Origin of the sequence: Aldersonia kunmingensis (assembly GCF_001646865.1) — a bacterium.
GTDB lineage: Bacteria > Actinomycetota > Actinomycetes > Mycobacteriales > Mycobacteriaceae > Aldersonia > Aldersonia kunmingensis.
The window spans coordinates 1-2,294 of sequence record NZ_LRRB01000025.1 but is presented as its reverse complement, the minus strand read 5'-3'; the positions used below and the strand labels follow the sequence as shown (position 1 = coordinate 2,294).

At 66.7% G+C, this 2,294-nt stretch carries 1 protein-coding gene; it reads right to left on the bottom strand.

What is annotated here, in order from left to right:
• The coding region (locus A8G08_RS02245) for a condensation domain-containing protein (RefSeq protein ID WP_245672572.1) at positions 1 to 2,294 on the bottom strand (2,294 nt) is incomplete at both ends.

The following is a 2,294-nucleotide window of genomic DNA, read 5'->3' as shown; positions in this document are numbered from 1 at the left end:
GCAACCCGCCCAGTAATCCCGCCACCGTCGCGTCGGTAGCGATGCGGACCCGGACCGGGATCGTGTTGATGAACAACCCGACCATCGACTCGACACCGGCCACATCGGCCGGGCGACCCGACACCGTCGCGCCGAACACCACATCCGAGGACCCGGTCATCCGGCCCAGCAGGATCGCCCACGCCGCCTGCACCATCGTGTTGACCGTGACCCCGAGCCCGGCTGCAACCTCTGCGAGCCGTGCGGTCTCGGCCTCGCTCAGCTCGACACTCACCTTGCCCGCACCGGACCCGATGCCCTGTCGTGATACCGACTCGAGCAGCGTCGGCCCTTTGACGCCGTCGAGCGCACGCGCCCAGGTATCGAGGGAGCGCTGCCGATCTCGATCGGCCAGCCACACGAGGAAGTTCCGGTAGTCGCGCACCCGCGGCAGCACCGACAGATCCCCGCTGACCGCATAGAGCACCAGCAGGTCTCGCATCAACAGCGGCATGGACCAGCCGTCGAGCAGGATGTGGTGAACCGTCACACCCAGCTGCCACGCGTCGTGCGCCGTGCGAACCAACGTGAAACGCACCAGCGGCGGACGGGTCATATCGAACCCATCGGCCTGATCAGCCACCAGTGCCGCACGAGCCTGCTCGGCCCGCTCACTCTCCGGCACCGCCGTCAGATCCAGCTCACGCCAAGGCACGTCGACCCGGCCGAGCACGAGTTGCACCGCGGCGCCCGCCGAGTCGGTGACGAACGCGGTCCGCAGGTTCGTGTACCGCTCGGTCAACGCCTGCGCCGCCGAACGCAACCGCTCGGCATCGAGATAGCCACCCAAATGCAGGGTCGCCTGCATCGTGTAGATATCGACGTCATCCTCGATGAGCATCGCGTGGAACCGCATGCCCGACTGCAGCGGCGAGAGCTGCCAGACGTCGGTCAGGTTCGGGTAGCGCTGCTCCCAGATATCGATATCGCCCTGACCCACCGCAACCAGCGGCAGATCCGACGGCGTCAGACCACCCGCACCCGGCGCCGCAGTGTGCTGCGCAAGCCCGCGCAACGCGTCGCTCCACAACTTCGCCAGGTCGGCCACGTCGGCGCGATCGATGACTCCGCTCGGGAACGTGAACCCGGCGCTGAGGACGCCCTCGTCCGAGACGATCGCATTGATGTCGATCACCGCGTGCACCGGAATGCTCGACTCGATGTCCGAGGTGAGCGCGCCCAGCGCAGCCGTCAGTCCCCACCCGATATCGGCCAACGCGGCCGGCACCTCGGCACCACCGACACGACCCAGGTAGTTGAAACTCACCTGTCCCTGCGACAGGCCCTCGAGCGCCGAACCCTCAGGATTGAACTGGCGCAGAAGGCCATAGCCCATTCCCCGATCCGGGATGGCGAGTAGCTGCTCCTTGACCGCCTTGACTGCTTCGCCCGCGGCAACGCCACCGTTGAAGGCATCGGCCACATCGATCCCGGCCAGATCCGTGCGCACCGGGTAGGCGCTGGTGAACCAGCCCACCGTCCGCGACAGATCCGCACCCGGGATCAGGGTCTCCTCACGACCGTGGCCTTCCATCCGCACCAAAGCAGACGACAGATCCACGCCCCGATTGCGCCGCCATGTCACGAGCGCCATTGCCAACGCGGCGAGCAACCCGTCGTTGACACTCGCGCGGTACAACTCGGGCAGATCCCGCAGCACCGCGTCGGCAACCTCGGCCGGGATCTCCACGTCGACCCGATCCAGGGTTGACCCGATATCGGTCACCGGATCCAATGCCCGCGAACCCAGCAGCGGATCCTCGACGTCGAGGATTTCACGCCACAGTTCCAGTTCGGCAGAACGGCCCGGCGTTACCGCCTCATCGGCCAACGCATGGGTCCAACGGCGCATCGAGGTACCCGCCGGCGCCAACGCCACCGGCTGACCGGCCGTCAGCTGCGACCACGCGATCGCCATGTCCGGCACCAGAATTCGCCACGAGACACCATCGACCACGAAGTGGTGGCCGACGATGTAGAGCACGCCGTGCCGAGTCGAGCCCGAACCCGCATCGGCACCCGTACCGGTTTTGAAGTCGAACCACAGGAAGCGGATCAGGTCCCCGGTCTGCGGATCCAGTTCACGCAGCGCCGCATCAGCAGCCTGCGACGCCACCGAATTCAACTCGGCGTCATCGATATCCGCGGGCACCGGGTAATGCCGGATCCAGTCCGCCACATCGACCGACCCCACCGGACGCGCCTCGAAAACCCACTCGCCGTTCTCGTCACGATCCAGCGTTGCCCGCAACATA